This window comes from Chromobacterium violaceum ATCC 12472 (assembly GCF_000007705.1).
In the GTDB taxonomy this organism is placed as follows: domain Bacteria; phylum Pseudomonadota; class Gammaproteobacteria; order Burkholderiales; family Chromobacteriaceae; genus Chromobacterium; species Chromobacterium violaceum.
Genome location: NC_005085.1, coordinates 3,749,592 through 3,771,547, shown reverse-complemented (window position 1 = coordinate 3,771,547; position 21,956 = coordinate 3,749,592). Strand labels below are relative to the sequence as shown.

General features: G+C 62.9%; 24 protein-coding genes and 1 pseudogene. 7 read left to right on the top strand and 18 right to left on the bottom strand.

Going from position 1 to position 21,956, the window contains the following annotated elements:
* Positions 1–216: 216 nt before the first annotated feature.
* On the top strand, positions 217–1,743 hold the full coding sequence (locus CV_RS17135; RefSeq protein WP_011137023.1) for a fumarate hydratase: 1,527 nt from the start codon (positions 217–219) through the stop codon (positions 1,741–1,743).
* A gap of 41 nt (positions 1,744–1,784) precedes the next feature.
* Here the strand turns inward: CV_RS17135 and CV_RS23650 are convergent, their stop codons facing one another.
* The gene (locus tag CV_RS23650; RefSeq protein WP_140411236.1) at positions 1,785–3,554 is read right to left on the bottom strand and encodes a hypothetical protein; all 1,770 of its coding nucleotides are present in this window, start codon (positions 3,552–3,554) and stop codon (positions 1,785–1,787) included.
* A gap of 324 nt (positions 3,555–3,878) precedes the next feature.
* On the opposite strand from CV_RS23650, the gene CV_RS17130 reads away from it, so the two are divergent.
* Complete coding sequence (locus CV_RS17130; RefSeq protein ID WP_011137021.1) at positions 3,879–4,649, top strand: class I SAM-dependent methyltransferase; 771 nt, start codon at positions 3,879–3,881, stop codon at positions 4,647–4,649.
* 63 nt (positions 4,650–4,712) lie between these two features.
* Here the strand turns inward: CV_RS17130 and CV_RS17125 are convergent, their stop codons facing one another.
* Genes CV_RS17125 through tadA form a run of 3 tightly spaced genes read right to left on the bottom strand, consistent with a single transcriptional unit; the run spans position 4,713 to position 6,488 of the window.
* On the bottom strand, positions 4,713–5,126 hold the full coding sequence (locus CV_RS17125) for a DUF2721 domain-containing protein (RefSeq protein ID WP_011137020.1): 414 nt from the start codon (positions 5,124–5,126) through the stop codon (positions 4,713–4,715).
* Complete coding sequence (locus CV_RS17120) at positions 5,126–5,752, bottom strand: L,D-transpeptidase (RefSeq protein WP_011137019.1); 627 nt, start codon at positions 5,750–5,752, stop codon at positions 5,126–5,128. Before CV_RS17120 ends, CV_RS17125 begins: the two co-directional genes overlap by 1 nt.
* A gap of 1 nt (position 5,753) precedes the next feature.
* A complete protein-coding gene (gene tadA / locus CV_RS17115) occupies positions 5,754–6,488 on the bottom strand; it encodes a tRNA adenosine(34) deaminase TadA (RefSeq protein ID WP_011137018.1) in 735 nt (244 codons plus the stop codon).
* 202 nt (positions 6,489–6,690) lie between these two features.
* Here tadA and CV_RS17110 point away from each other — a divergent pair, with 202 nt between their 5' ends.
* A complete protein-coding gene (locus CV_RS17110; RefSeq protein ID WP_011137017.1) occupies positions 6,691–7,755 on the top strand; it encodes a hypothetical protein in 1,065 nt (354 codons plus the stop codon).
* 11 nt (positions 7,756–7,766) lie between these two features.
* Here CV_RS17110 and CV_RS17105 read toward each other — a convergent pair whose 3' ends face one another.
* The 7 genes from CV_RS17105 to smpB all read right to left on the bottom strand — a co-directional run bounded on the left by CV_RS17105 (position 7,767) and on the right by smpB (position 12,912).
* Positions 7,767–8,039, bottom strand: a complete 273-nt coding sequence (locus tag CV_RS17105) for a hypothetical protein (protein ID WP_011137016.1) — start codon at positions 8,037–8,039, stop codon at positions 7,767–7,769.
* Positions 8,036–8,428, bottom strand: a complete 393-nt coding sequence (locus CV_RS17100; RefSeq protein WP_011137015.1) for a phage holin family protein — start codon at positions 8,426–8,428, stop codon at positions 8,036–8,038. The genes CV_RS17105 and CV_RS17100 overlap by 4 nt, the downstream gene beginning before the upstream one ends.
* Before the next feature lie 5 nt (positions 8,429–8,433).
* Complete coding sequence (locus CV_RS17095; RefSeq protein WP_011137014.1) at positions 8,434–8,748, bottom strand: DUF883 family protein; 315 nt, start codon at positions 8,746–8,748, stop codon at positions 8,434–8,436.
* A 116-nt stretch (positions 8,749–8,864) separates the two neighbouring features.
* Positions 8,865–10,169, bottom strand: a complete 1,305-nt coding sequence (locus tag CV_RS17090) for an MFS transporter (protein ID WP_085953302.1) — start codon at positions 10,167–10,169, stop codon at positions 8,865–8,867.
* A 286-nt stretch (positions 10,170–10,455) separates the two neighbouring features.
* Positions 10,456–12,039 carry a glutamine-hydrolyzing GMP synthase gene (gene guaA, locus CV_RS17085; protein WP_085953301.1) on the bottom strand — a complete coding sequence of 528 codons (1,584 nt, stop codon included), beginning with the start codon at positions 12,037–12,039 and terminating at the stop codon, positions 10,456–10,458.
* A gap of 70 nt (positions 12,040–12,109) precedes the next feature.
* On the bottom strand, positions 12,110–12,460 hold the full coding sequence (locus CV_RS17080; RefSeq protein ID WP_043596582.1) for a hypothetical protein: 351 nt from the start codon (positions 12,458–12,460) through the stop codon (positions 12,110–12,112).
* Positions 12,457–12,912: an SsrA-binding protein SmpB gene (smpB, locus tag CV_RS17075; RefSeq protein WP_011137011.1), complete on the bottom strand. Its 456-nt coding sequence runs from the start codon at positions 12,910–12,912 to the stop codon at positions 12,457–12,459. Before smpB ends, CV_RS17080 begins: the two co-directional genes overlap by 4 nt.
* A 200-nt stretch (positions 12,913–13,112) precedes the next feature.
* Here smpB and CV_RS17070 point away from each other — a divergent pair, with 200 nt between their 5' ends.
* Positions 13,113–13,550, top strand: coding sequence for a type II toxin-antitoxin system RatA family toxin (locus CV_RS17070; protein WP_043598227.1), 438 nt, complete (start codon positions 13,113–13,115; stop codon positions 13,548–13,550).
* Entirely contained in the window at positions 13,543–13,845 is a 303-nt protein-coding gene (locus tag CV_RS17065; protein ID WP_011137009.1) for an RnfH family protein, read from the top strand. Before CV_RS17070 ends, CV_RS17065 begins: the two co-directional genes overlap by 8 nt.
* 68 nt (positions 13,846–13,913) lie before the next feature.
* On the opposite strand, the gene CV_RS17060 is transcribed toward CV_RS17065, so the two are convergent.
* From CV_RS17060 to CV_RS17045, 4 genes and pseudogenes are all read right to left on the bottom strand, one after another.
* On the bottom strand, positions 13,914–15,689 hold the full coding sequence (locus tag CV_RS17060; RefSeq protein WP_043596581.1) for a GGDEF domain-containing protein: 1,776 nt from the start codon (positions 15,687–15,689) through the stop codon (positions 13,914–13,916).
* Between the two features lie 63 nt (positions 15,690–15,752).
* Positions 15,753–16,055: a cell division protein FtsB gene (gene ftsB / locus CV_RS17055; protein WP_011137007.1), complete on the bottom strand. Its 303-nt coding sequence runs from the start codon at positions 16,053–16,055 to the stop codon at positions 15,753–15,755.
* A gap of 4 nt (positions 16,056–16,059) precedes the next feature.
* Positions 16,060–17,344 (bottom strand): annotated as a pseudogene (gene eno, locus CV_RS17050) (phosphopyruvate hydratase).
* Positions 17,345–17,499: 155 nt separating this feature from the next.
* The gene (locus CV_RS17045) at positions 17,500–19,140 is read right to left on the bottom strand and encodes a CTP synthase (RefSeq protein ID WP_011137004.1); all 1,641 of its coding nucleotides are present in this window, start codon (positions 19,138–19,140) and stop codon (positions 17,500–17,502) included.
* A gap of 281 nt (positions 19,141–19,421) precedes the next feature.
* On the opposite strand from CV_RS17045, the gene rpmB reads away from it, so the two are divergent.
* Together rpmB and rpmG are read left to right on the top strand one after the other, a co-directional pair.
* Positions 19,422–19,655 carry a 50S ribosomal protein L28 gene (rpmB, locus tag CV_RS17040; protein WP_011137003.1) on the top strand — a complete coding sequence of 78 codons (234 nt, stop codon included), beginning with the start codon at positions 19,422–19,424 and terminating at the stop codon, positions 19,653–19,655.
* Positions 19,656–19,689: 34 nt separating this feature from the next.
* Entirely contained in the window at positions 19,690–19,845 is a 156-nt protein-coding gene (rpmG, locus tag CV_RS17035; protein WP_011137002.1) for a 50S ribosomal protein L33, read from the top strand.
* 144 nt (positions 19,846–19,989) lie between these two features.
* On the opposite strand, the gene CV_RS17030 is transcribed toward rpmG, so the two are convergent.
* From CV_RS17030 to tsaB, 3 genes are read right to left on the bottom strand one after another with little or no spacing between them, the layout of a single operon-like run.
* Entirely contained in the window at positions 19,990–20,832 is an 843-nt protein-coding gene (locus CV_RS17030; RefSeq protein ID WP_011137001.1) for a uracil-DNA glycosylase, read from the bottom strand.
* Positions 20,829–21,272: a ribosomal protein S18-alanine N-acetyltransferase gene (gene rimI / locus CV_RS17025; RefSeq protein WP_011137000.1), complete on the bottom strand. Its 444-nt coding sequence runs from the start codon at positions 21,270–21,272 to the stop codon at positions 20,829–20,831. Before rimI ends, CV_RS17030 begins: the two co-directional genes overlap by 4 nt.
* Complete coding sequence (gene tsaB, locus CV_RS17020) at positions 21,269–21,940, bottom strand: tRNA (adenosine(37)-N6)-threonylcarbamoyltransferase complex dimerization subunit type 1 TsaB (protein ID WP_011136999.1); 672 nt, start codon at positions 21,938–21,940, stop codon at positions 21,269–21,271. The genes rimI and tsaB overlap by 4 nt, the downstream gene beginning before the upstream one ends.
* Between the last annotated feature and the right edge of the window lie 16 nt (positions 21,941–21,956).

The following is a 21,956-nucleotide window of genomic DNA, read 5'->3' as shown; positions in this document are numbered from 1 at the left end:
CCGCCGCCGCGGCCTTTAGGCGCCGGCGGCTTTTTTGCGTCCGATGCCGGGCGGGATAGCCGGCCGCGCGCCTTGTCCGGGGTCAAAGTTCATGACAGACGGTGTTACAATCAACACTAGGTTTTTAGTTGTCGCAAGGCGCAGGCAGATCGGTGCGCCGGCGGCGGGGTAATTCACGGGCGGCCGCACCGGCGCCCGGTTTCTCGAGACAGCCTTATGACCATCATCCGCCAGGAAGACTTCATCCAGAGCATCGCCGATGCCTTCCAGTACATCAGTTGCTACCACCCTAAAGACTATATCGACGCGCTGTACCAGGCTTACCTGAACGAGGAGAGCACCGCCGCCAAGGACGCGATGGCGCAGATCCTGGTCAACAGCCGCATGTGCGCCGAAGGCCGCCGGCCGATCTGCCAGGATACCGGCATCGCCGTGGTGTTCCTGAAAGTGGGCATGAAAGTGCAGTGGGACGCCCAGCTCAGCGTGCAGGAGATGGTCAACGAAGGCGTGCGCCGCGCCTACAACCACCCGGACAACAAGCTGCGCGCCTCCGTGCTGCTGGACCCGGCCGGCAAGCGCCAGAACTCCAAGGACAATACCCCGGCCGTGGTGCACTTCGAGATCGTCGAAGGCGACCAGGTGGAGGTGATCTGCGCGGCCAAGGGCGGCGGCTCGGAAAACAAGTCCAAGATGGTGATGCTGAACCCGTCCGATTCCATCGTCGACTGGGTGCTGAAGACCGTGCCGACCATGGGCGCCGGCTGGTGTCCGCCTGGCATTCTCGGCATCGGCATCGGCGGCACGCCGGAGAAGGCGATGCTGCTGGCGAAAGAGTCGCTGATGGACCACGTCGACATCCACGAGCTGAAGGCCAAGGCCGCGGCCGGCGCCGAGCTGTCCCGCGTCGAGGCGCTGCGGCTGGAGCTGTTCGACAAGGTCAACGCGCTGGGCATCGGCGCCCAGGGCCTGGGCGGCCTGACCACGGTGCTGGACGTGAAGATCCTGGATTACCCGACCCACGCGGCGTCGCTGCCGGTGGCGATGATCCCCAACTGCGCCGCCACCCGCCACATCCATTTCCACCTGGACGGCAGCGGCCCGGCCCACCTGGAAACGCCTAGCCTGGAAGACTGGCCGGACATCACCTACGACGCCTCGTCCGGCAAGCGCGTGGACCTGGACAAGATCACCAAGGAAGAAGTGGCCAGCTGGCAGCCGGGCGACGTGCTGCTGCTGAACGGCAAGATCCTGACCGGCCGCGACGCCGCGCACAAGCGCATGATCGATATGCTGAACAAGGGCGAGAAGCTGCCGGTGGACTTCACCAACCGCTTCATCTACTACGTCGGCCCGGTCGATCCGGTGCGAGACGAAGTCGTCGGCCCGGCCGGCCCGACCACCGCCACGCGGATGGACAAGTTCACGCGCCAGATGCTGGAGCAGACCGGCTTGCTGGGCATGATAGGCAAGGCCGAGCGCGGTCCGGCGGCGATAGAGGCGATCAAGGACAACAAGGCGGTCTACCTGATGGCCGTCGGCGGTTCGGCTTACCTGGTGTCCAAGGCGATCAAGGCGTCCAAGGTGGTGGGCTTCGCCGACCTGGGCATGGAGGCGATCTACGAGTTCGAGGTCAAGGACATGCCGGTGACGGTGGCGGTGGATTCCTGTGGCACCTCGGTGCACAACACCGGCCCGGCGGAGTGGCGGGTGAAGATTGGCAAGATTCCAGTAAGCCAAATTTAATCTATCAAATAAAAGCGCCACCATTTGGTGGCGCTTTTATTTTAGTTGGCAATCCAGATGGCTGGCGGCTTGTTAAATAAGAATAGACCACCTCCTGCGCAGTATGGTGAGTAATTGGGGTTCCAGTCTGTCCCATCCTGGCAGCCTACCCAATATTTCCCATTTTTACTGTAGGTGATAGAGGTTATTTGTCTGTCGTAATTCCCTGGATTTCCTTTTATTTCTATTGCTGATTTGTCAATGGAGCTTACGACAAGCCAGTATCTATTCCCCTTCTTAAGACTTATTCCATCCGAGCCTAGTGAAAATTGAATTCCATTTGGGTAAAAGTTTGATTTTAATTTACCGTTCACAGATGGAATAGGTTTTTGACCAAAGGAACTAGTCTTTAAGTTGCTTGTGATTAGTGAATTTCCAGGAATCGCGTAGCTATTATTGGGGTTGGCAGTCGTTTCGTCATAGATTGACATATTAAGGCTTGACTTGCTTGATCCGTCTATGCCTGCATATCTTGCGACGAAGTCAACATCGGGAGTGAAGGAGAAAGCGATATAACTTACATCATTCTTTGTACTAATTATGGGTGTCGGGGTTGATTGGTCATAGTATGTGTTGTCAAATTTTAACTCAGTATTTTTACTTTTTAAAAGCCAGCTGATGTTTTTATTGCCTAATTTTACTCTAGTTTCTTTTGATTCTCCAAACGATGGGGCGCTTGCTTTTACTTGTAGAGTGTCACCATTTTTTGCGGAGGTGGCGCTGCTTGCTATTTGATTGTTTTTAATAAGGGTTGCATTGTCGATTAATTGTACGAATATTGATTCGTCTTGTTTGAGGCCATCTATTTTTATCGAATTGCTAGTGTAAAGATTGTCTGGGGCTGCGTTTTCGGTAGGGATGAAATTTTGCGCGCTGGGCTCTATCATTCGTCGAGGAATAATTCCTGAATTATCTTTATCTACCCATTCTTCGAATTTAGGCGCAACTATCTTGATACCTCTGCCAGTGTAGTAAGTTTCTACATTTCGACGAACAGCATCTAGGTCTATTTGTGTTGCAGCTAGCTTGATTTGATCTTGCAGAGATTGTGAGGATAGTTTGCCATTATTGGTCAGATCGCTGGCAATTGTGCTGATTAAATGAGATAACTCCGCTGTTTCAGTATCGGGGAGCGATATCTGATTTTTCGCAGCTTGTGACAAGATGGAAGACGTTGCCAGTAAGATCGAGTCTTGGTCGGCTGTGCCGTTGATACGCATATCGAACAGCGAGCCCAGATTGTCCACCTTGCCCGCATCAATGCCGAACACGGCCAGCACTTCATTGCGTGATTGAGTGTAGGCGGCTTGGTAGTCACTACCGCTAGTCATCAAGGCTTTTAGGCGGGGGGCCTGCAGTGTGGTCAACAAGTTGATAGTCAGTGACTTGGAAGTGCTCAAGTCGGCAACTGCATTCAAGGTGACCGGCGCGGTAGACAGCGTGCCGGTCAACTCGTTCATGTAGTAGCCGCTGCCAGTCAATTCCACCAGCTTGGCGTCGATGGCTCCAGGTATGCCGAAGTTGCCCAGGTCATCCTTGGTTTGTGTCATGTATACCTTGCCAGTGGGTGATAGCTTGTCGTTCAGCTCGGAAATCCAGATCTGGGAGCCGAAGATGAACGGGCCTTTCTGAACCTGGCCGGCGACGCGGTATTGACTGGCTGCGCCGCCGCCTTGCGATGAAGTCGAGGCGCCGCCGGAGCCGCCTCCGCCGCAGGCAGCCAGGCTGCTGGCAATCATGATGGAGAGCATTCTGCGTGTAAATTTTGTCATTGCGCACTTTCTTCTTGTGTTTCACGGAAAAACCATCAGTAGCATACTGATGGAGAAGCTATTTTGTAATTAAAATGGCATTTATTATGCCATGTTTTTATTTATTTTGACTTCATGGGGCGGTGGCGGATTTTGCGCGTAGACAGTTGTTAAAGGAGGGGAATCAGGCTGAGAGGCTTGGGGTAGGGTGTTGCATACAAGCGGCACAGATAGATCGTCTGCAGCATATTTTCATTTTTTATCTTGCAAATCTTTTACTTACGGCATAAATACTGAAAATGTTCACGGCATGGTTCTAGTGTTTCTACTTAGCGAGTAATGAATATGGAACTCGGTTCCGTCGCTACCTTCAGTTTGTATCCGGACTTGTACGCCCGCTTCCGCCCGTCGTATCCGGAGGAGCTGTACGATTGGCTGCTGCCGCTGTGCCCGGGGCGGCAGCGCGCCTGGGACTGCGCCACCGGCAGCGGCCAGACCGCGGTGAGGCTGGGGGAGAGTTTTTCCCGCGTCGACGCCACCGACATCAGCTCGTCGCAATTGTCGGCGGCCGAGCCGCACACCCAGGTGTATTACCGCGAGTGTCCGGCCGAGGTGACGCCGTTCGACGACGACTGCTTCGACCTGATCTGCGTGTCGCAGGCGCTGCACTGGTTCCATCTGCCGTCGTTCTGGCCGGAGATGCAAAGGGTGCTGAAGCCGGGCGGCATCTTCGCCGCCTGGGGGTATCACCATTGCGTGGTATCGCCGGAAGTGGACCGCGCCTGCAGCGTGCTGTGGTCCATCATCGAGCCGTTCTGGTCCAGCCGTTGCCAACTGCTGTGGGACGATTTCCGCGGCAGCGGCTGTCCGCTGCCCCTGTTGAAGGCGCCCAGCTTCACCATCAGCAGCGACTGGGCGCTGGATCACTTCCTGGGCTTTTTGAACACCACCTCGGCCAGCAAGCTGTGCAAGCAGGCGCTGGGCGAGAGCATCCTGGACGATGCCTGTCAGCGCATCACCCGGGCATGGGGGCCGAGAAACCAGGTGCGGCGCGTGGATCTGCCGCTGCACCTGATGGTGGCGCGCAAGGACGATGCGGGAGGATACGCCGGCTGAGCGCCGCGGTGGGCAGAGAAAAAGCGCCCGCTTGCGGGCGCTTTTGGCTTCAGGAGGCGGGGTTCAGCGGCGGCGGTCGTATTCCGCCTGCAGATCGGACAGCAGGATGTTGAGCGCGTCGGACGAACGCACCAGTTCCAGCAGCGACACGGCCAGCGAGGCGATCATGCACAGCAGGCTGGCGCCGAAGGTCACCTCCCCGGTGGCTTGCCAGCCGGTATAGATCTGGAACATCGCCACCGTGCACAGGAACAGGCTGGCGATGCCCATGAACTGCATCCACTTGATCAGGGAAATCCGAGCGCGCAGGTTGCCGATCTGGCGCAGGATTTTCGGGTCCTGGCTGTCGCGGTATTCCTCGTACAGATTGCGGATGATGCTCGCCAGGCCGAGAAAGCGGTTGGTGTAGGCCAGCAGCAGCAGCGAAACGGCGGGAAACAGCAGGGCCGGGGTGGCCAGGTTCAGTGCGGAGTGCATCAGGAGTTCTCGTCTATCCATACGTCGGTGCCGTTGGGCACGGCATCGAACAGTTCAATCACATCGCGGTTTTTCATGCGGACGCAGCCCAGCGAGCTGGGCCGGCCCCATGGTACATGATCGCCGGCGCCGTGGATGTAGATCGCGCGATCGTAGCTGTCCACATTGCCGCCCTGGTTGAGGCCGGGCTCCTGCCCGCACAGCCACAGGATGCGGGTGAGGATCCAGTCCTTGTTCGGGTATTGGACGTGCAATTCCGGCGTGTATTTCCACGGCGTCACCTGACGGCGGAAGATGATGGTGTTTGCCTCCGCGCCGGCGCCCAGCTTTTCGCATACGGCATGCCAGCCGCGCGGCGTCTGATAGCTGCCGCTGGTTTCTCCGACGCCGTTTTTCGCGGTGGATACCGTGAACTCCTTCTGGATCCGGCCCCAGTCGTCCAGCAGGCGCAGCGTCTGCGACTTGACGCCCACCCAGACCCACGGCGCGCCGTAATGGCGGGCGTTGGGATGGGTGGCTTGCAGCGGGCCGTCGGTCTGCGCTTGCAGGACCAACGCCGCGTCGTCGACCGCAGCCAGGCAGGGTTGGACCAGGCAGGCCAGCAGGACGGCGAATTTCGCGCGCATCTCAGTCCTCCCCCGCGGACTGGCGCCGCTGGCGGAAAAAGGCGGACAGCTGCGCCGCGCACGCCTCGGCTTCCACGCCGCCGAATACCGCCGCGTGGTGGTTGAGCCGCGGGTCGGCGAACAGGTCGACCGTGCTGCCGGCCGCGCCGGTCTTGGCGTCGGCGGCGCCGTAGATCACGCGGGCGACGCGCGCGTGCAGGATGGCGCCGCTGCACATCGGGCAGGGCTCAAGCGTCACGTACAGGTCGCAGCCGTCCAGCCGATAGTTGCGCAGCCGCGCGGCGGCGTCGCGCAGCGCCTGCATCTCGGCGTGGGCGGACGGGTCGTGGCGGCCGATGGGCTGGTTGTAGCCGCGGCCTATGATCTCGCCGTCTTTCACCACCAGCGCGCCCACCGGCACTTCGCCTTCGGCGGCGGCCTGCTGGGCCAGATCCCGGGCCTGCCGCATGTAGCGCAGGCGGTCATCCGCGTCCGGCGGCAGCGCCACCGGGGGGTGGTCGGACAGCCGGCGCAGCAGCAGCGCCTTGTCCTCCTCCTCCAGCTGCCGCCAGTGTATGCCGCGGGCGGCGGCCTCCAGCGCGAACAGCAGCCGGCGGGTTGCGGTGTGTCCGGCCGCTTTCAATTGCAAAAAGGCGGTGACTACGCCGCGGGCGTGCAGCTGCTGGCGGGTATGGATGTCCAGCTCGGCCAGCCAGGCGATGGCGGCGGGAGGCAGCGGAGGGGAGGTGAGCGTCACGGCGTCGGGCGGAACGAGGGTTGCGGCAATACCGTCATTATCGCGTGTTTCCCCCCGCGAACCAAACCCTGGCGGGATGCGAGGCGCGCGGCGCGCGCGGATTTCATGCGGAAAAGAAGATTGGGTTGGAATGTTTTCGATTTTGGCATAAAGAAGTCGGGAAGACGGCCGATATCATTGGAAAATACCAGAAAGTCCGCCCATGTCCGTGATCTCCGCTACCTCTGGCGCCAGCATCTGGCGGCAGAGCCTTTTTCCGTCAGCCTCATCCGCGGGGACGGGGCAGGCCAGCCCCGCCGAGGCGGATGGCGGCTCCGACGCTCAGAATCCGCTGCAGCCCAAGCTGCCCGATCCGCGCAGCGCGCTTCAGAAGTCGCTGAATCAAGGACTGCAGGAGTATATGCAGAAGCTGCGGGTCGATTTGAACCGCCCGGCGCCGCGCCAGAGCGGCGAGGCCGACGCCATGCAGAAGGCGATTCTCAAGCAGCGGGTGGAAGGGCTGCGCCGGATGATGATGATGGCGCACGACAAGGCCAGCCTGCGCGCGCTGGCGGCCGAGCTCGGCCGCCTGGCCAGGGCGTTGAAAGAGCTGGTGTCGAGCATGACCCAGAATGCAGCCGATAGCCAGATGGCGGTCAGCGTGGGCGAAGGCGGCGCGCAGGCATCATCGGACGCGGCGACGCCGGGAGGCGGGGCGGAAGGCGCGGACAATGCGGCGAGCGCCGCCGCTTCGACGGACAGCGGAGGGGCGGTGGCCGACGCGGCGGGAGGAATGCCGTCCGGGGCCGATGCCGCGGCAGCGGCAGCCGCGCCTGCGGCGGGCGGAGAAAGCGCCGCGCAACAGCAAGCAGCCGGCGGGCAAGATGCGGCGAATGCGGCTGGCCAGTCCGCCGATGCGGCGGCGAAGGAGCAGGGCGGCAACGGTCAGCCGGCCGGCGGCAGCCAGTCCGTCGATGCCGGCGCCGCGCTGCACAGCATGTTGTCCAGCGGCAAGGGCAATCCGGTCTCCAAAGACCAGGACATCCAGGAAATGCTGCTGACGCTGAAGATGGTCAAGGAATTCATCAAGCAGCAGGCGCAGCAACTGAAGGACAAGCGCGAAACGCAAGACAAGCTTCAAACGCAGGACGAAATCAAGGGCGCCGAGAAAGCGCTGGAGGATGTCGACAAGATACTCAAGGGCGGCCCGGAGGCGGAGGAGGCGATGGGCGGCCAGATCAGCGTCAACATCAGCGACGCCGCCAGCGGCGTCAACGTCTCCGCGTGAGGCCGATGGCGTCAGCGCGGCCAGGCGCGCCGCAGCAGGCGCCAGACCACCCATAGGCGGGCGCCGCCCTGCAGCCAGCGGCGCAGGCGCTCGTTGGGCAGCAGCTTGCCCAGCGCATCCATCGCCGCGCCGAGCCAGCCCTGCTCCTTCCATAGCGCGAAGCCGGAGCCGGCCAGCCGCATCGGTTGCAGCAATCTTTCCTTTTCCAGCCGCAGCTTGATCCGCAGGGCCTCCCCCTTCATCACCAGCAGCTGTTTTTTCAGATCCCGGTCCTGCGGCGTCACCTGCGCTCTCCATCTGGGCCGAGGGCCGCCCAGTCCTTGCGGATTTCTTCCAGCGTGGTGGAGAACGGTGCCGGCTGTTGCCGCAGCCGCCGCCGCAGTCCCAGCAGCAGCGCGAGGCCGCCGCCGCAAAGCAGCAGGGCGAGGCCGGCCATGATGGCCAGCCGCCATTCGGCCGGCGTCAGCGCCCACAGCGCGAGCACGGCGGCTATCAGGCCGCAGCCCAGCAGGACCAGGCCCAGCATGCCTTGCAGCAGATTACCGACGATTTCGTCCTTCAGTTCCTGGATTTCCAGCGCCAGCAGTTCGGCCCGGGTCAGAAACAGCGACGCCAAGCCGCCCGCGAACGAACGCAAGGTGCCGGGGCGGGGGGCTTGGCTGGAATCGGACATGGCGCTCAGCGGCGGGATACCAGCATGCCCAGCAGGAAGCCTACGCCGGCGGCGATGCCGATGGACTTCCAAGGATTGTCGTGCACGTATTGGTCGGTAGCCTTGGCCGCCTCTTTGGCTTTGCCGACCACGGCGACCTCGGCGTCGCGCAGCTTGGCCTTGGCGGTGCCAAGCTTGTCGGCAAGACGCTTGCGCAGCTCCTTGGCGTGCTGGCTGCCGTCGTCGACGGTGGAATTGATCAACTCCTCGGTGCTGTTCAGCACCTGGCGCACATCATCCAGCAATTGCTCTTTTTCTTTGGCACTAGCGGCGGTGGACATGACAACCTCCTGGCGAATATTGAAAAGAAAGCGATCGGGCGCAGCGCGGCATGCCGGCCGCGTCCAGTCCAAGCTAACAGGCCGGCGCGGCCGAGTCAAACCGCCGCGCCGACGGCTTACCCGTGTTGGTAGAGCGCTTCGTCCAGCGAAGGTTCCTGCGTGTTTCGGGCCGAACGCAGGCAGAACAAGCCGGTCAGCGCCATGGTTGCGCAATAGAGCACGCAGATCCACGGACTCCATGGCATGGCGGCGATCAGCAGCAACGGGGTCACGCTGGCCCAGGCCGAGTAAGCAACGTTGTAGGTGAAGGAAATGCCCGACACCCGCACCTCGGCCGGGAACATGCCGACCATGATGGATGGCACCACGCCGACGATGCCGCAGCACAGGCCGGCGAAGGCGTAGGCCAGGCCGGGCCAGCCCCAGCCGGCGATCAGGTCGGCGTACAGCGCGGCGATGCCGATCGGCAGCAGCAGGCTGTACAGGACCAGGCTGCGGCGCTGGCCGATGCGATCGCAAACGTGGCCGGCGATTACGCAGCCGACGTTCAGAAACACGATGCCCACGCTGCTGAGCGCGAAGGCGCGGTCGGCGTGCATGCCGAAGCGTTGCTGCAGCAGGGTGGGGGTCACCACCACCAGCACCACCACCGCGGAGGTGAGCACGCAGGTCAGCACAGCGGCCGGCAGCAGCGTGTGCTTGTGCCGGCGCAGCACGGCCAGCAAGGGGTAGGCGGCGCGCGCGTCCCGGCGCTCGCGCAGCGCCAGGAACACCGGCGTCTCGCTCAGCCAGCGCCGCAGCCAGACCCCAATCAGGCCGAAGGGCCCGCCCAGCAGAAAGGGGATGCGCCAGCCGTAGTCCAGCATCTCCTGCGGCGTGAACACGCGCGCCAGCAGCGTGGCGGTCAGGGCGCCCAGCAGGTAGCCGAAGGTCAGCCCGGCCTGCAGCACGCCCAGCGCGTAGCCGCGTCGGCCGCGCGGCGCATGCTCGGCGACGAAGGACCAGGCGCTGGGCACTTCGCCGCCCACGGCCGCGCCCTGCAGAATGCGCAGCGACAGCAGCAGCAGCGGCGCCAGGATGCCGATGTCGGCGTAGGTGGGCATCAGGCCGATCAGCAGGCAGGGGCCGGCCATCATCAGGATGGTCAGGCTGAACACGCGCTTGCGGCCCAGCCGGTCGGCGTAGTGCGCCATCAGGATGCCGCCCAGCGGCCGCGCCAGGTAGCCGGTGGCGAAGATGCCGAAGGTCTGCAGCAGGCGCAGCCACTCCGGCATGTCGGGCGGGAAGAACAGCTTGCTCAGCGTGGTGGCGAAGAAGGCGAAGATGATGAAATCGTAGATTTCCAGCGCGCCGCCCAGCGCGGCCAGGCCCAGGGTCTGGTAGTCCGAGCGGGTGAGCGGGGTGGATCGGGAGTCAGTCATGGTCAATCACGTGCTTGGAATGCCGGCAGGCGGCATCGCGATGGTAAAGAGCGGGCCAGGCTTGGGCCGGAGGCACGCTCGCGCATGGCCGCCAGTTTAGCGCGGGATGGCTATTCTGCGGTAATAATAATATTCCTATCGCATCTTTATCCTGATGCTGGAAGGGGGGATGGCGCTGGATGCCATGCCTGGCGGTGTTGGGCGAGGCATCAGGCAAGCATGAAAAAGGCCGACGCGGGGTCGGCCTGTTGGCGGAGTCAGGCGGTCGAGGCCGCCTGCGCATGGTTTATTCCCACTCGATGGTCGCTGGCGGCTTGCCGCTGACGTCGTAGACCACGCGGTTGATGCCGCGGACTTCGTTGATGATGCGGTTGGAGGCGCGGCCCAGCAGGCTGTACGGCAGCTCGGCCCAGTGCGCGGTCATGAAGTCGCTGGTCACCACGGCGCGCAATGCCACCACGTAGTCGTAGGTGCGGCCGTCGCCCATCACGCCGACGGACTTCACCGGCAGGAACACGGCGAAGGCCTGGCTGGTCAGCTCGTACCAGTTTTTGCCGGTCTTCTCGTCCACGGTGTTGCGCAGCTCTTCGATGAAGATGGCGTCGGCCTGGCGCAAGAGATCCGCGTATTCCTTCTTCACTTCGCCGAGGATGCGCACGCCCAGGCCCGGGCCCGGGAACGGGTGGCGGTAGACCATGTCGTGCGGCAGGCCGAGCGCTACGCCCAGCTGGCGCACTTCGTCCTTGAACAGCTCGCGCAGCGGCTCCAAGAGCTTCAGGTTCATGTCTTCCGGCAGGCCGCCCACATTGTGGTGGCTCTTGATGGTGTGCGCCTTCTTGGTCTTGGCGCCGGCCGATTCGATCACGTCCGGATAGATGGTGCCCTGGGCCAGCCACTTGGCGTTGGTCAGCTTGCCGGATTCGCGGTCGAACACTTCGATGAATTCCGCGCCGATGATCTTGCGCTTCTTCTCCGGGTCGGTCTCGCCGGCCAGCTTGGCCATGAAGTCGGCCTCGGCCTGCACGTGGACCACCTTGACGCCCAGGTTCTGGGCGAACATTTCCATCACCATCTTGCCTTCGTTCAGGCGCAGCAGGCCGTGGTCGACGAAGACGCAGGTCAGCTGGTCGCCGATGGCGCGGTGGATCAGCGCGGCGGCCACCGAGGAGTCCACGCCGCCGGACAGGCCGAGGATGACTTCTTCGTCGCCGACTTGCTCGCGGATCTTCTTCACCGCTTCGTCGATGTAGTTGGGCATGGTCCAGCTGGGCTTGCAGCCGGCCACGTGCAGCACGAAGCGGTGGATCATCTCGGTGCCGCGCTTGGTGTGGGTCACTTCCGGGTGGAACTGCACGCCGTAGAAGCCGCGGGCTTCGTCAGCCATCGCCGCGTACGGGCAGGACGGGGTCTCGGCGATCACCTGGAAGCCGGCCGGAAGCTGGGTCACCTTGTCGCCGTGGCTCATCCACACGTCGAGGAAGCCGTTGCCGGCGTCGTCGATCTGGTCCTGCAGGCCTTCCAGCAGCTTGGAGTGGTGGCGGGCCTTGATCTGGGCGTAGCCGAACTCGCGCTTGTCGCCGCTTTCCACCTTGCCGCCCAGGGTCTGGGCCATGAACTGCATGCCGTAGCAGATGCCCAGCACCGGCACGCCCAGCTCGAACAGCTTGGGATCGGCCTGGTAGTCGGATTCATACACCGAGTTGGGGCCGCCGGACAGGATGATGGCCTTGGGCGCGAAGGCCTGGATCTCTTCGATGGGCATGTCGAAAGAATGAAGCTCACAGTAAACGTGAGCTTCGCGTACGCGGCGGGCGATCAGCTGGGTGACCTGGGAGCCGAAGTCGAGAATGAGGATCTTGTCCATGCCTATCCTTGAAAAGTAATGCAGGCCGTTAAGGCCATTATCGTCAATGCTGAAAATTATTCCGCGCTTTCCGCGCTCAGTCTTCGCTGGGCGGCAGCCGGCGCCGCGGTTCGGTGCGCTCCGGCACGCGCTCGCTGCGCGCGACCAGCAGCAGCGCGCCCATCAGCACCATGCCCAGCGCCACGAAATGGGTGGCGCGCAGGCCGAGCTGGTCTATCGCGTAGACGCTGGCGCCGGCGTAGACCAGCATCGGGCTGGTGACCAGCGTGGACTTGTTGAATCCGTCCAGCGCGAATAGCAACACGCCCGCCGCGAACAGCAGCAGGGCGAGCAGGGTGGAGGTGTTGGGCAGCAGGGCGGTGCTTTTCAGGAACCAGACGCTGCCCAGGCAGATCAGGGCGATGGGCAGGGCGGCGCCGCGCTTCATGCCGCGCCCCGCTGGTTCTTCATCACGCGCTGTTTTTCGCGTTGCCATTCGCGGTCTTTTTCAGTGTCGCGCTTGTCGTGCAGCTTCTTGCCCTTGGCCAGGCCGACCTCGGCCTTGACGTTGCCCTTGGTGTAATGCAGGTCCAGCGCCATCATGGTGTAGCCGGCGCGTTCGACCTTGCCGATGAAGCGGTTGATCTCGGCCTGGGACATCAGGAGCTTGCGCGGACGCACCGGGTCCGGCTTGACATGGGTGGAGGCGGACTGCAGCGGGGTGATGTGGCAGCCGATCAGCCAGAAGGCGCCGTTCTTCCAGTCGACGTAGCTTTCCTTCAGCTGTACGCGGCCGGCGCGGATCGCCTTGACTTCCCACCCTTCCAGCACAAGCCCGGCCTCGAGTTTTTCCTCGATGAAGTAGTCGTGGAAAGCCTTGCGGTTCTGGATGATGCTCATGTGACGGTGAGTTCCTTTGAATCCGACATTGTATCAGAAGCCGGCCCGCAACCAAAATCCTGCCTTTTCAGTGGTTTGATGTGAAAGGACTTGGCCGTGCCGGCGGCTTGAAGGCCGGGCGGGCGGCGGGCGGCGCTTTTTGTTAGAATTGCGGCTTGATTGTCAGTTCCGAGACCCCGGCCGGACCGGGTTTTTTGCCGATGCAGCATGTCGAAAAGAGCGTCCTGGTGGCGCACACGCCGGCGCAGATGTACGCGCTGGTGGACGATATCGAACATTACAGCCGCTTTCTGCCCTGGTGCGGCAAGGCCGAGGTGCTGTCGCGCGACGGCGGCCAGGTGGTGGCCAGCCTGCACATCGATTACCTGAAGGTGCGCCAGCAATTCACCACCCGCAACCACAACGTCGAGAACGAATCGATCAAGATGGAGCTGGTGGAAGGGCCGTTCGAGCTGCTGGAAGGGCTGTGGCACTTCAAGCCGCTGGGCGAGTTCGGCTGCAAGATCGAGTTCAGCCTGCGCTACCAGTTTTCCAGCCGCATTCTGGAGAAATTGATCGGTCCGGTGTTCGGCCATATCTCGGGCACGCTGGTGGATGCCTTCATCAAGGAAGCGGACAGGAAGTACGGCGATGACTGAAAAGCTGAGCGTGGAAGTGGCCTATGCCAGGCCGGACCGGCAGTGGCTGGTGGCGTTGACCCTGCCGGCGGGCGCGACGGCGCTGGACGCGGCGCTCGCGTCAGGCATTCTGGAGGCGTGTCCGGAGTTGGATCGGACCGCGTTGAAGCTGGGCGTGTTCGGCAAGGCCGCCAAGCCAGACGCCGCGCTGCGCGAGCATGACAGGGTGGAGATCTACCGCCCGCTGCTGGCCGATCCGAAAGAGGTGCGCAGACAGCGCGCCGAAGCCGGGAAGAGGATGAAAAAGGGCGGCTGAGTCCGGCGGGTGGAAACAAAAAAAGGATGGCCTGGAAGCCATCCTTTTTTTATTGGCCAACGGGCTGGTCAGCCGGGCATGTCCTCGGCCGAGCAGACGCGGTTCTTGCCGTTGATCTTGGCCTGGTACATCGCGTGGTCGGCGCGCTCCAGCACGTCGGACTCCTGCTCGCCCAGATGCCAGCGGGCGACGCCGGCGCTGAAGGTGATCAACAGTTTGTCGTTATTGGCCAGGAAGAAGGTCTTGGTCAGTTCGCGCTGCAGACGCTGCACGGTCTGCACCGCCTCGGTCTCCGGCGTGTCCGGCATCAGGATCACGAACTCCTCGCCGCCGAAGCGGGCGACGATGTCGGCCGGGCGCAGGCTGTGCTTGATGGTGTCCACCAGGTATTTCAACGCGTCGTCGCCGGCCAGGTGGCCGTAGCGGTCGTTCAGCTGCTTGAAGTTGTCGACGTCGATCAGCGCGATGGACAGCGGCGCGGCGGTGCGTTCGGCGCGGCCGATCTCGCGCTGGAAGTATTCGGCCAGGCCGCGGCGGTTGTAGGCGCCGGTCAGCTGGTCTTCCTTCACCTTGGCGCTGGCGGCTTCCAGCGCGGTTTCCAGTTCGCGGATGCGGTGTTCGGCCGCCTCCACCTGTTCCTTGGCGGAGACCAGTTCGTCGCGGGAACGGGTCAGGTCCAGTTGCATGATGGAGGTGTCCTCCATCAGCGAGCCGATGATGCCGCCCAATTCGTCCACATTGGGCATCTGTTTCAGCTTTTCGCTGTGCGCCTGGATCTTGCCGTGGAATTCGTCGGTGCTGTCGGTCATCAGCGCCAGCCGGCTGACGAAGCGGTCCAGCAATGCGCGCAGCGAGCTGGCGGCTTCGTCCAGCGAGCTCTTCAACATGCCCTGCTTGCGGATGACCTCTTTCAGGCTGGTTTCCAGCTGGTAGATCTGCTGCATCGACAGCGGCTCGTGCGACAGGATTTCCTGCAAGGAGCCGACCTGGCCGAGCAGGTATTCGTCGGAGCGGTTCAGCTCGGCGACGTTGTCCAGCATCAGCTTCAGCAGGTTGGCGAGGCCGGTGGCCAGGCGCCCTTCCTGCTGCGACTGCAGCTCCAGCTTGATCATGAAGGCCCGCAGCTTGGGCATGAACACGTTCAGGCTGGGATCGTCGGCGATGCCCTCCAGCTCCTGCAGCAGCGACTCCAGTCCATCCACCAGGTCGGGATAGTCGGACAGGCGCGGTTCCAGTCCGTGCTTGAGGGCGAAAGCCAGGGTGCGCTGCCAGGCCTGCCAGCTGCCGGAGGCGTCGCTCGCGGCTTCGTCGGCGCCGTCAAGCGCGGGCAGCGGCTCGGGCGGGGGGAGATCGCGGCTGGACGGCGAGGCGTTCCAGTTCTGCAGCAGGGCGACCAGCTTCTGGTTCAGCTCCTCCGGCTGGTTGCCGAAGTTGATCAGCACGCGTTCCAGCGTGCTCTGCTTGTGGTGCTGGGGCAGGTCCGGCTGGCGCAGGTCCCAGCTCTTGATCAGGTTCTGGATCAACTGGCCCCAGCTCTGGGCCAGTTGCTGGGCGGAGAAGATGCCGCGCAGGAAGTCGATGATCAGCTGCGGCGCTTGTTCCCAGCGGTTTTCGTCCAGCACCTGGCGCAGGCGGGTCATGGTGACCTTGGCCTGGACATTGTCCTGGGGCAGCGTTTCCAGCGCCCGCAACAGCAGCACCGCCAGCTTGTTGTCGCGCCCCATCGGGGTTTGCGTCAACTCATGGTAGACCCGCTCGAAGTTTTCCGGTGTCGGAAGCAGCTTGCGCGTCGATAGCTGCTTCAACGTTTCTCTTGCCACTTCGATGGGGTTCTGTGTCGTCATTGCCCAAACCTTGGTGCTTTTAAGGCGGCCTGCCATCATCGGTTATCGGTGGGTGAGTGTACGTTATCGGTGACTCGCCCGGGAGGGGTTCTTGCTTGGATCGAGCAACTGGAAAAACACTTCGCCGTTGCGGATCATGCCAAGCTCGTTCCTAGCTCTTTCCTCGATCGCGTCACTGCCTTGTTTCAGATCGCGCACTTCTGCATCCAGGGCGGCGTTGCGGGCGACCAGCTTTTGGGTGGTCGCCCGCTGTTCCTGCAGCTGCTTGTCCAGCTGCCAGACCCTGAGCCAACTGCCCTTGCCGAACCAAAGCGGCCATTGCAGGGCGAGGATCACGGTTACCAGGGTCACGGTCAGCCAGCGCATGCAATTACTTCAGATGGTAGAAAGCCGCACGGCCGGGGTAGTGGGCGGCGTCGCCCAGTTCTTCCTCGATGCGCAGCAGTTGGTTGTACTTGGCCATGCGGTCGGAGCGCGACAGCGAACCGGTCTTGATCTGCATGCAGTTGGTGGCGACTGCCAGATCGGCGATGGTGCTGTCCTCGGTCTCGCCGGAGCGGTGGCTCATAACGCAGGTATAGCGGGAACGCTTGGCCAGATCAACTGCTTTCAGGGTTTCCGACAGCGTGCCGATCTGGTTGACCTTCACCAGCAGCGAGTTGGCCACGCCCTTGGCGATGCCTTCGGCCAGAATCTTGGGGTTGGTGACGAACACGTCGTCGCCGACGATCTGCACCTTCTGGCCCAGGCGGTCGGTCAGCAGCTTCCAGCCTGCCCAGTCCTGCTCGGCCATGCCATCCTCGATCGAGATGATCGGGTATTTGTTGACCAGGTTTTCCAGGTAGTCGGCGAACTCTTCCGAGGACAGCGACAGTTTTTCGGCGGTCAGGTGGTACTTGCCGTCGCGGAAGAACTCGGAGGCGGCGCAGTCCAGCGCGATCATCACGTCCTGGCCGGCCACGTAGCCGGCGGCGTCCACGGCTTCCAGGATCAGCTTGATCGCGTCTTCGTGGCTTTCCAGGTTCGGCGCGAAGCCGGCCCTCGTCGCCGACGGTGGTGGCGTAGCCGTGGCGGTCGCAGATCTTCTTCAGGTTGTGGAAGATCTCGGCGCCCATGCGCAGCGCTTCGCGGAAGGTTTGCGCGCCCACCGGGATGATCATGAATTCCTGGATGTCCAGGGTATTGTTGGCGTGCTCGCCGCCGTTGATCACGTTCATCATCGGCACCGGCAGGGCCATCGGGCCAGCGCCGCCCAGGTAGCGGTACAGCGGCAGGCCGGCGTCTTCGGCGGCGGCGCGGGCCACGGCCATGGAGACCGCCAGCATGGCGTTGGCGCCCAGGCGGGACTTGGTCTCGGTGCCGTCGAGTTCGATCAGGGTCTTGTCGATGAAGGTCTGGTCGGCGGCGTCCAGGCCGATGATGGCTTCGCAAATCTCGGTATTGATGTTGTCAACGGCCTTCAGCACGCCCTTGCCCAGGTAGCGGCTCTTGTCGCCGTCGCGCAATTCCAGCGCTTCCCGGGTACCGGTGGAAGCGCCGGACGGCACCGCCGCGCGGCCCATGACGCCGGATTCCAGCAGCACGTCGGCTTCCACGGTCGGATTGCCGCGGGAGTCCAGGATTTCGCGAGCTACCACGTCAACGATCGAACTCATTGTCTTTCCCTTCATAGCTTTCGGTTGAACTTGCAGAGGCGGTCCGCCCGACAGGGCGGGCGGACATTACCAGCTGTGTGTTACAGCAAGTGCTCAGCTTGGGATTGTGCTGCGCACGCTCATGGGGCGCATTGAGCGTGGTCAGCAATTGCCAATCAGCTGGCCTGCTTGTCGGCCTGGTGCGCCAGCGCGGCCTTCACGTAGGCGATGAACAGCGGATGGCCGTCACGCGGGGTGGAGGTGAATTCCGGGTGGAACTGGCAGGCGAAGAACCAGCGGTGGCCCGTCAGCTCGATGGTCTCGACCAGCTTCTCGTGGCCGGCGGAGCGGCCGCTGATGGTCAGGCCGGCCTGTTCCAGGCGCTGGATGTAGTAGTTGTTGACCTCGTAGCGGTGGCGGTGGCGCTCGGTGATCTCTGTGCTGCCGTAGACGCGCGCGGCCAGCGAGCCGGGAACCAGGTCGCACTGCTGGCCGCCCAGGCGCATGGTGCCGCCCATATTGGAGTTCTCGTCGCGCTTCTCGATCTTGCCGTCGTGGTTCACCCACTCGTCGATCAGCGCCACCACCGGGAAGTTGGTGTCCAGGTCGAACTCGGTGGAGTTGGCGCCGGCCATGCCGGCCACGTCGCGGGCGTATTCGATCAGCGCGATCTGCATGCCCAGGCAGATGCCCAGGTAGGGGATGTCGTTCTCGCGGGCGAATTTCACCGCCTTGATCTTGCCTTCCACGCCGCGCTTGCCGAAGCCGCCCGGCACCAGGATGGCGTCCATGTCGCGCAGAGACTCGGCGCCGTCGCGCTCGATTTCCTCGGAGTCGACGTAAATGATGTCGACCTTGGTGCGGGTGTGGATGCCGGCGTGCTTCAGCGCTTCGGTCAGCGATTTGTACGATTCGGTCAGATCGACGTACTTGCCCACCATCGCGATCTTGATCGCGTGGTCCGGCTTTTCGATCGCGTCGATGATGCGGTCCCAGGCGGACAGGTCGGCCTGGGGCAGGTCCAGTTGCAGCTGTTCGGCGATGATGTCGTCGATGCCCTGGGCGTGCAGCATGCCCGGCACCTTGTAGATGGAGTCGGAGTCGTAACAGCCGATCACCGCGTTCTCTTCCACGTTGCAGAACAGCGCGATCTTGCGCTTTTCGTCCTCCGGCAGCTCGCGGTCCATCCGGCACAGCAGGATGTCCGGCTGGATGCCGATCTCGCGCAGCTCCTTCACCGAGTGCTGGGTCGGCTTGGTCTTGATTTCGCCGGCGGTGGCGATGTAGGGCACGTAGGAGAGGTGCACGTAGAGCGTGTTCTTGCGGCCGTGGTTGGAGCGCATCTGGCGGATGGCTTCCAGGAAGGGCAGCGATTCGATGTCGCCGACGGTGCCGCCGATCTCGACGATGGCGACGTCGGCGTCAGCCGCGCCTTCGCCCATTTTCAGCTTGATTTCGTCGGTGATGTGCGGGATGACCTGCACGGTGCCGCCCAGGTAGTCGCCGCGGCGCTCCTTGGTGATGACCGATTCGTACACCTGGCCGGTGGTGAAGTTGTTGCTCTTCTTCATCTTGGCGTGGATGAAGCGCTCGTAGTGGCCGAGGTCAAGGTCGGTTTCCGCGCCGTCTTCGGTGACGAACACCTCGCCGTGCTGGAAGGGGCTCATCGTGCCCGGGTCGACGTTGATATAGGGATCGAGCTTCAGCATGGTGACTTTCAGCCCGCGGGATTCGAGGATCGCGGCGATGGACGCAGCGGCAATGCCCTTGCCCAGGGAGGACACCACGCCACCGGTTACGAAGATGTACTTGGTCATGAGATTACGGCTCTGTGGGAATCCGGGATTTTACCCTGAAATCGGACGAAGTTGAATCACTTGCTGCATCTTGTTGCGGCCCCGTCTGCGGCGCAGAATGCAACACTCACTATAGACGGCCGGCGATAAAGCTCGCGCAGCTGTTGTGAATCCGTTACAATGCCCGCCGACTGTTTCATTAAGAGAGCGCGCCCGTCTGTCAGTCGGGTGCGCGTTCCGCTTGAATTACTGGCTTTTTCTATGTTATAAAGCCAGCTTTTACCGGTTTTGGGAGTTTAACCATGGCGCGTGTTTGCAAAGTCACCGGCAAGCGTCCGATGACCGGGAACAACGTTTCCCACGCCAACAACAAGACTAAACGTCGTTTCCTGCCGAACCTGCAATATCGCAAGTTCTGGGTGGAAAGCGAAAACCGCTGGGTGCGCCTGCGCGTATCCAACGCTGCACTGCGTACCATCGACAAGGTGGGCATCGATGTAGTGCTGGCTGATCTGCGCGCTCGCGGCGAGATCTAAGCGGTCAACCAGATAAAGCACTGAGGTATACATCATGCGCGACAAGATCAAGCTGGAATCCAGCGCTGGCACCGGCCACTTCTACACCACCACCAAGAACAAGCGCACCATGCCGGAAAAGATGGAGATCAAGAAGTTCGATCCCGTCGCCCGCAAGCACGTTCTGTACAAAGAAACCAAGCTGAAATAAGCTGGTTTTCGGTAGGTTGAAGAGCCCTTCTCTGGTGCACGGAGAAGGGTTTTTTATTTGACTGGCGGTGTTCCGCCGGCAGTGCGCGAAACGACAAAGGCCAGTCTCATGACTGGCCTTTGTCGTTTTCGATCAAGCCGGTTTTCAGGAACTGGCTTGAAGGAATACCTTGCGGGCCAGCAGCAGATCCTGCCAGGCTTTGGCCTTGTCGGGTTGGTTGCGCAGCAGGTAGGCGGGATGGTAGCTGACCACCAGCGGTAGCCCTTGATAGCGGTGCACCTTGCCGCGCAGCCGGCCGATGGAGCTCTCGGTCTCAAGCAGCGTCTGGGCGGCGAAGCGGCCCAACGCGACGATCAGGGTCGGCTGGATATGCCGGATCTGCTGCAGCAGGTAGCCGTTGCAGGCGGCGATTTCGTCCGGCGCGGGATTGCGGTTGCCTGGCGGGCGGCATTTGAGCACGTTGGCGATATAGACATCCTGCTCCCGGTCCAGGCCGGCGGCCGACAGCATATTGTCCAGCAACTGGCCGGCGCGGCCGACGAAAGGCAGGCCTTGCCGGTCCTCGTTCTCGCCCGGCGCTTCTCCTATCAGCATCCAGCGGGCTTGCGGATTGCCGCGGCCGAACACCGTCTGGGTGCGAGTCTCGCACAGGCGGCAGTCCTGGCAGTCGGACACCTTGCGCTGCAGTTGCGGCCAGTCCAACAGCGGGGATTCTGTTGCGACTTCGGCGCGCAGCGGCTCCGCCGCCGGCTGCGGTTGCTCAGGGGGCGAGAAGTTGGAAGCCGGCGGAGCGACCGAGGCGGTCTCCTGCGGGGCTGGGATGAGCGAGCGCGGCTCCAGGGCGGGATCGGGCATGCCTGATTCCGCATCGTCCGCCTGCGTCTGTTCGCGCAGCCGCTGCGCCGGGTGTTGTTCGAACCACCCTCCACGCGCCATCCAGGCCGGCCCCAGGCCCATTTCCTGTTGCAGCAGGCTGGCGCGGCTCATAGCGACGCCTCCATCAGGATCGCGTGTTCGCGGCCGCCGCTGATCGGGTAATAATTCTTGCGCAACCCGCATTGATGGAAGCCGCAGCGTTGGTAGAGCCTGCGCGCCGGGGCATTGCTTTCCCGCACTTCCAGAAACAGCCGGCGGCAGCAGTCTTCACGCAGGTTCTGCAGCATGGCCTGCATCAGTTGCTGGCCGAAGCCCTGGCCCTGGTGCGCCTTGGCGATCACAATGTTGAGGATTTCCGCCTCGTCCAGCACGCGCATGATCAGCGCGAAGCCCATCAGCGAGCCGTCATCGCCGAACAGGCCGTAACAGGGGTAGCCGGCGGCCAGGCTGTCGCGGTACTGGCCGACGCGCCATGGGTGCGGCGTGGCCTGTTGCTCCAGATCGGCCAGCGGCTGGGGATCGGCGGGCCTGAACAGGCGGACCGTGCTCATCGGCTGCGCGCCTGCTGTTGTTCGACCGAGGTCAGCGCCACCTTGTTGCGCACATAGAGCAGCTCGGCTTCGCGCGGATGTCGCGCCGGATAGCGGCCGCTTTCGGCCAGGCGGATGTAGGCGGCGGCGTGCGGGCGCGGGTGCGGCGACAGCGGCAGCGCCCGGCGCGCGTCGGCCAGCAGTTGCGGGTAGCTGTCGAAGCCGTCGCCGGCCAGCAGCGTGGCGTCTTCCGGCAGGCGCACGTCCTCGGGCGAGACGACGGAGATCGGGCCTAGCCGTTCCCAGTCGGCGCCGGTGCGGTACAGCGCGCTGTAAACCTGTTGCATGCGGGCGTCGAAACAGACCTGGACCACACCTTCGCCAGCCTGCCAGGCAAGGTTGTCCAGCGTCGGAATAGCGGTGACGGGCAGGTCGGCGGAGTAGGCCAGGCCTTGGGCGATGCCGCAAGCGATGCGCAGTCCGGTGAATGAGCCGGGACCCTGTCCGAACACGATGCCATCCAGCTCGCCCAGCGCGACGCCGGCTTCGGCGAGCAGGCGCGACACTTCTGGCAGCGTGCGTTCGGCATGCTTCTGTTCCACGCACTGGTGGAAGGCGAGCGTGTCGCCGCCGACGCTCAGGGCCAGCGACAGATAGGTGGTGGAGGTGTCCAGGGCTAACAGTTTCATTGGGTTTGATGCGCTT

Coding starts and splice junctions, on each gene's coding strand:
- tsaB (WP_011136999.1), bottom strand. CDS start 21,940: ATGAAACTGTTAGCCCTGGACACCTCCACCACCTATCTGTCGCTGGCC.
- CV_RS17060 (WP_043596581.1), bottom strand. CDS start 15,689: ATGACGACACAGAACCCCATCGAAGTGGCAAGAGAAACGTTGAAGCAG.
- CV_RS17125 (WP_011137020.1), bottom strand. CDS start 5,126: ATGCACTCCGCACTGAACCTGGCCACCCCGGCCCTGCTGTTTCCCGCC.
- rpmG (WP_011137002.1), top strand. CDS start 19,690: ATGCGCGACAAGATCAAGCTGGAATCCAGCGCTGGCACCGGCCACTTC.
- CV_RS17030 (WP_011137001.1), bottom strand. CDS start 20,832: ATGAGCCGCGCCAGCCTGCTGCAACAGGAAATGGGCCTGGGGCCGGCC.
- CV_RS17090 (WP_085953302.1), bottom strand. CDS start 10,169: ATGACTGACTCCCGATCCACCCCGCTCACCCGCTCGGACTACCAGACC.
- rpmB (WP_011137003.1), top strand. CDS start 19,422: ATGGCGCGTGTTTGCAAAGTCACCGGCAAGCGTCCGATGACCGGGAAC.
- CV_RS17065 (WP_011137009.1), top strand. CDS start 13,543: ATGACTGAAAAGCTGAGCGTGGAAGTGGCCTATGCCAGGCCGGACCGG.
- rimI (WP_011137000.1), bottom strand. CDS start 21,272: ATGAGCACGGTCCGCCTGTTCAGGCCCGCCGATCCCCAGCCGCTGGCC.
- smpB (WP_011137011.1), bottom strand. CDS start 12,912: ATGAGCATCATCCAGAACCGCAAGGCTTTCCACGACTACTTCATCGAG.
- CV_RS17095 (WP_011137014.1), bottom strand. CDS start 8,748: ATGTCCACCGCCGCTAGTGCCAAAGAAAAAGAGCAATTGCTGGATGAT.
- CV_RS17135 (WP_011137023.1), top strand. CDS start 217: ATGACCATCATCCGCCAGGAAGACTTCATCCAGAGCATCGCCGATGCC.
- CV_RS17120 (WP_011137019.1), bottom strand. CDS start 5,752: ATGCGCGCGAAATTCGCCGTCCTGCTGGCCTGCCTGGTCCAACCCTGC.
- CV_RS17045 (WP_011137004.1), bottom strand. CDS start 19,140: ATGACCAAGTACATCTTCGTAACCGGTGGCGTGGTGTCCTCCCTGGGC.
- CV_RS17130 (WP_011137021.1), top strand. CDS start 3,879: ATGGAACTCGGTTCCGTCGCTACCTTCAGTTTGTATCCGGACTTGTAC.
- CV_RS17080 (WP_043596582.1), bottom strand. CDS start 12,460: ATGAAGCGCGGCGCCGCCCTGCCCATCGCCCTGATCTGCCTGGGCAGC.
- ftsB (WP_011137007.1), bottom strand. CDS start 16,055: ATGCGCTGGCTGACCGTGACCCTGGTAACCGTGATCCTCGCCCTGCAA.
- CV_RS17070 (WP_043598227.1), top strand. CDS start 13,113: ATGCAGCATGTCGAAAAGAGCGTCCTGGTGGCGCACACGCCGGCGCAG.
- CV_RS17110 (WP_011137017.1), top strand. CDS start 6,691: ATGTCCGTGATCTCCGCTACCTCTGGCGCCAGCATCTGGCGGCAGAGC.
- CV_RS23650 (WP_140411236.1), bottom strand. CDS start 3,554: ATGACAAAATTTACACGCAGAATGCTCTCCATCATGATTGCCAGCAGC.
- CV_RS17100 (WP_011137015.1), bottom strand. CDS start 8,428: ATGTCCGATTCCAGCCAAGCCCCCCGCCCCGGCACCTTGCGTTCGTTC.